General features: G+C 70.3%; 6 protein-coding genes. All 6 read right to left on the bottom strand.

Annotated elements, in window-relative coordinates:
* Window positions 1-89 precede the first annotated feature (89 nt).
* Window positions 90-1106, bottom strand: a complete 1017-nt coding sequence (locus tag AB0O00_RS31420; protein WP_363657545.1) for a GTP-binding protein — start codon at window positions 1104-1106, stop codon at window positions 90-92.
* Between the two features lie 2 nt (window positions 1107-1108).
* On the bottom strand, window positions 1109-1384 hold the full coding sequence (locus tag AB0O00_RS31415; RefSeq protein WP_363657543.1) for a hypothetical protein: 276 nt from the start codon (window positions 1382-1384) through the stop codon (window positions 1109-1111).
* A 47-nt stretch (window positions 1385-1431) separates the two neighbouring features.
* Window positions 1432-1929 carry a Fur family transcriptional regulator gene (locus AB0O00_RS31410; RefSeq protein ID WP_363657541.1) on the bottom strand — a complete coding sequence of 166 codons (498 nt, stop codon included), beginning with the start codon at window positions 1927-1929 and terminating at the stop codon, window positions 1432-1434.
* 26 nt (window positions 1930-1955) lie between these two features.
* Complete coding sequence (locus tag AB0O00_RS31405) at window positions 1956-2792, bottom strand: metal ABC transporter permease (RefSeq protein ID WP_363657539.1); 837 nt, start codon at window positions 2790-2792, stop codon at window positions 1956-1958.
* Window positions 2789-3718, bottom strand: coding sequence for a metal ABC transporter permease (locus tag AB0O00_RS31400; protein WP_363657537.1), 930 nt, complete (start codon window positions 3716-3718; stop codon window positions 2789-2791). Before AB0O00_RS31400 ends, AB0O00_RS31405 begins: the two co-directional genes overlap by 4 nt.
* A partial coding sequence (locus AB0O00_RS31395) for an ABC transporter ATP-binding protein (RefSeq protein WP_363657535.1) occupies window positions 3708-4044 on the bottom strand: 337 nt, incomplete at its 5' end. The genes AB0O00_RS31395 and AB0O00_RS31400, both read right to left, overlap by 11 nt.

The raw sequence follows: 4044 nt of genomic DNA, 5'->3' as shown, positions 1-4044 counted from the left end.
GGCGATCGCGACCAGGCCACCGCCGGTGGCGACGGCGACCGGCGCGTCGTCGACCTCCATGGTCCACAGGGCGTTCGACGTGGCGATGGTCATGCGGCTACTCCGGCGAGGCAGGAGGTGAAGCCCGCGTTGAGGGCGTCGCGGTCGAGGTTGCGGCCGATGAAGACCAGCTTGTTGCGGCGGGTCTCATCCGGACGCCACTCGCGGCCGTTCTCGCCCTCCAGCAGCATGTGGACACCCTGGAAGATGTACTGCCGGTCCTCCCCTTCGATGGCGAGGATGCCCTTGGAGCGGAAGATGTCCGCGCCCTGGGTGCGCAGCAACTGCCCGAGCCAGGAGTTCAGGCGCTCCTCGTCCAACTCGCCCTTGAGGTCGATGCCGACCGAGGTGACGGTGGTGTCGTGCTGGTGCTCGGTCTCGGTGAGGAAGGCCGGGTCGCCCTCCAGCACCCGGTCCAGGTCGAAGGCGTGCACGTCGAGCACCCGCTCGAGGTCCACCTTGGCCTGCTGGGCGGGGATGATCTCCACCAGGGCGTTGATCGCGCGGATGTGGGAAGTGACCTCGGCGATCTGCTCCGGCGTGGCGAGGTCGGTCTTGTTGAGCACGATCCGGTCGGCGAAGGCGATCTGCTCGACGGCCTCGTTCTCGATGCCCTGGGGCTTGACCTCGGTGAGGTGCTCGAGGACGTGGGCGGCGTCGACCAGGGTGACGATCGCGTCCAGGCGCAGCTGGGAGGAGATCTCGTCGTCCATGAAGAAGGTCTGGGCGACCGGCGCGGGGTCGGCGAGGCCGGTGGTCTCGATGACGATCCGGTCGAAGCGTTCGCGGCGGCGCATCAGGGCGCCGAGGATGCGGATGAGGTCTCCGCGTACGGTGCAGCAGATGCAGCCGTTGTTCATCTCGAAGATCTCTTCCTCGGCGTCGAGCACGAGGGCGTCGTCGACGCCGACCTCGCCGAACTCGTTTTCGATGACGGCGATTCGGAGCCCGTGCTGCTCGGTGAGGATGCGGTTGAGCAGGGTGGTCTTGCCGGAGCCGAGGAAGCCGGTCAGCACCGTGACGGGGACGCGAGTGTCCTCGGCGGTGTCGATGTCGGGGGTGGTCATGGTCATTCTCCTTCCGGAGCGCCCGGAGGCTCGGTCAGGGCGCTTGCGAGCAGTTCGGGGGTGATCTCGTCCAGGGGATGGCGCAGCGTCCAGCGGCGCGTGGCACCTGAGGGCGGCAGCACCGCGACGATTGTTTCCACCGGAGGGCATCCCGGTTCGGTGCAGTCGAGTTGCCGGATCATGACGATGTCGTCGTCAGCCAGCGAGAGCAGTTCACGGGTCTGGTTCTTCAGTGCGGTCGACAGCGCCGCGAGGCGCGGGGAGACCGGTCTGGGCATGGCGAACGCCTTCCTCGGTAGAGAAGTTGATCGGGGTCGACCGCTGGTCAGCCGGCAGTACGGCAGTCGGGGCAGACGCCGGCCAACTCGACGGTGTGGTGGACCTGGTCGAAGCCGGACATCTCGGCGATGTACTCGGCCCAGGCCTCCACGGCGGTCGAGTCCACCGGCAGGCTGAGGCCGCACGCGCGGCAGATCAGGTAGTGCCGGTGGTCGGGGCCGGGCCGGTAGCGGAACAGCCGCTCACCGTTTGCGTCGCGCACGACGTCGGCCCGGCCGACCTTCGCGAGGGCGGTCAGGGTGCGGTAGACGGTGCTCAGGCCGACCCGTGAGCCGGCCTGGACCAGTCGGGCGTACAGCACTTGGGCGCTGACGAACTCTTCGGACCCGGCCAGTGCCTGGAGGACCTCGGTGCGGCGCGGAGTCGGCCGGCCGATCAGCTCGATGTCACCCGCGACGGGGCGGACGGCCGTGCGGTCGGCCGCCCGGCGGCGTGCGCCCCGCTCGTCGGCGGCCACCATGGCGGTCGGCTTGGTGTCGGTCATCCTCTCCCCCCGTCAGGCGCCCGTGGTCAGACCGCCGCCGGGCGGACGGTGCGGGCCGAGCGGACGAAGAAGGTGGCCGCATAGACCGCAGTGGCGACGGTCATGATCGCGAAACTCGGCGGCAGCTTCGGCGCCGCCGCACTGAGCAGCAGCCCGCCCCACATCTCCGCGACCGCGAGCACGGCGGACAGCGCGAGCGCTCGGAACGGGCGGTCGGTCAGCCGGATCGCCGCACCCGCCGGAGCCGCGAGCAAGCCGAGCAGCAGGAGCGAGCCGACCGCCTGGGTGGCCTCGCCGGCGGTCGCGCCGACCAGAGCGAGGAACCCGAAGCCCAGCAGCCGCACCGGCACACCGCGTGCAGCGGCGACGGCCTCGTCGAGGGTGGCGAACAGCAGCGGCCGGGCGATCAGCAGCATCAGCAGGCACACCGCGCCCGCGATCACGACCGCGACGGAGGTCTGGTTGCCGTGCAGGCCGAAGATCGAGCCGAACAGCACGCTCGTTCCCGCGCCGCCCTGGGCGCCACTGCGCGAGGTGGTGTAGACCGTGAGGAAGAAGGCGCCCAAGCCGAGGATCCAGGCGAAGACGCTGCCGATCACCACGTCGTCCGCGCGCCCGCGCCGACCCAACCCGCCGATCAGCAGGCCGACCCCGATGGTCGCGGCGAACAGCCCGAGGCGCAGATCGTAGCCGCCCGCCAGAGCGGCCATCGCGCCGGTGAACGCGACATGACTGAGGGCGTCGCCGGTGAAGATCTGGGCCCGCAGCACCAGGAAGTAGCCCACCAGGCCACAGGCCAACGCGATGAACGTCCCTGCGAGCAGGGCGTGTTGGAAGAACGCCTGACTGATGACGGTACTCATGCCGCGTCTCCGATCGCGAGCGGCGTCCCCGCGCGGCCGACGGCCTCGCGGGCGAAGCGGAACAGGTGAGCGAGCACGAAGGCGGCGAAGGCGAAGCCCGTGACGAAGAAGCCCAGCGGGTACGGCTGGTAGTACGCCGCGATCAGCCCCGCCCAGCACGCCGCCAGGCCAAGGAGCACCGACAGCAGCAGGCTCAACCCTGGCCGGGCGGTGAGCTGCTGCGCGGTCGCGGCCGGTATCACCATCAGCGCGAACACCAGCAGCGTGCCGGTGATCTGGCTCGCCTCGGCCGTGGCCGCGCCCAGCAGCACCAGGAACAGCGTGCCCAGCAACCGCACCGGCACGCCGCGCCCGGCTGCCACCTCCGGATCCACCGAGGCGAACAGCAGCGGGCGCCCGATCACCGCCAGCACGGCCAGCACCACCGCGCCGATCACCGCGAGAGTCACGACCTGGCCGGTGGTGATGCCCAGGAATTCGCCGAACAGCAGCGCCGTCGGCCCCTCCAGCAGCCCCTTGTACAGGCTGATGAACAGATACCCGCAGGCCAACGCGAACGCCTGCACCGTACCGGTGACCGCGGACTCCTCCGCCCCGCTCTCCCGGCCCCTGCGCCCCAGCGCCGCGATCACCAGCGCAGCGGCGGTACAGAACCCGAAGTAGCCGAGCGAGGTGGAAAAGCCGGCCAGGACGGCCAGCGAAGCTCCGGGGAAGGCCGCGACGGAGAGCGTGTGCCCGGCAAAGGTCTGCCGGCGCAGCACCATGAACCAGCCCACCACCGCGCACACCACGGCCACCACCAGCCCGGCCCGGAAGGCGTTCACCATGGACAGGTAGGACCACATGTCCTGGAAGTCCGCGAGGAGGTTCCAGGAGAACACCGGCGACGTCGCGTCGGAGGCCAGCGAAATGACATCAGTGGCCATCGCGGCCTCCCTCACCGTGCCGGTCGATGTGGACGGCGGGCGCCTCCGGCTGTCCGACCACCACGAGCCGGCCGTCGCTCGTGCGCAGCACCTCGACGGGCGTGCGGTACAGCCGGGTCAGCGTCTCGGAGGTGATCACCTCGGCCGGAGTGCCGGAGACGGCACCGCCCTCGGCGATGTAGACCACCCGGTCAAGGTGGTGGAGTATCGGGTTGACGTCGTGCGCGACCATCACCACCGCCACCCCCTCCTCGTGACAGACCCGCCCCAGCAGCCCGGCGATCGCGCCTTGGTTGGGCAGATCCAGGCTGTCCAGCGGCTCGTCC

The organism is Kitasatospora sp. NPDC093558, from assembly GCF_040683475.1.
In the GTDB taxonomy this organism is placed as follows: domain Bacteria; phylum Actinomycetota; class Actinomycetes; order Streptomycetales; family Streptomycetaceae; genus Kitasatospora.
Note: the sequence above shows the minus strand (reverse complement) of the source record. Positions and strands in the feature narration are given on the sequence as shown.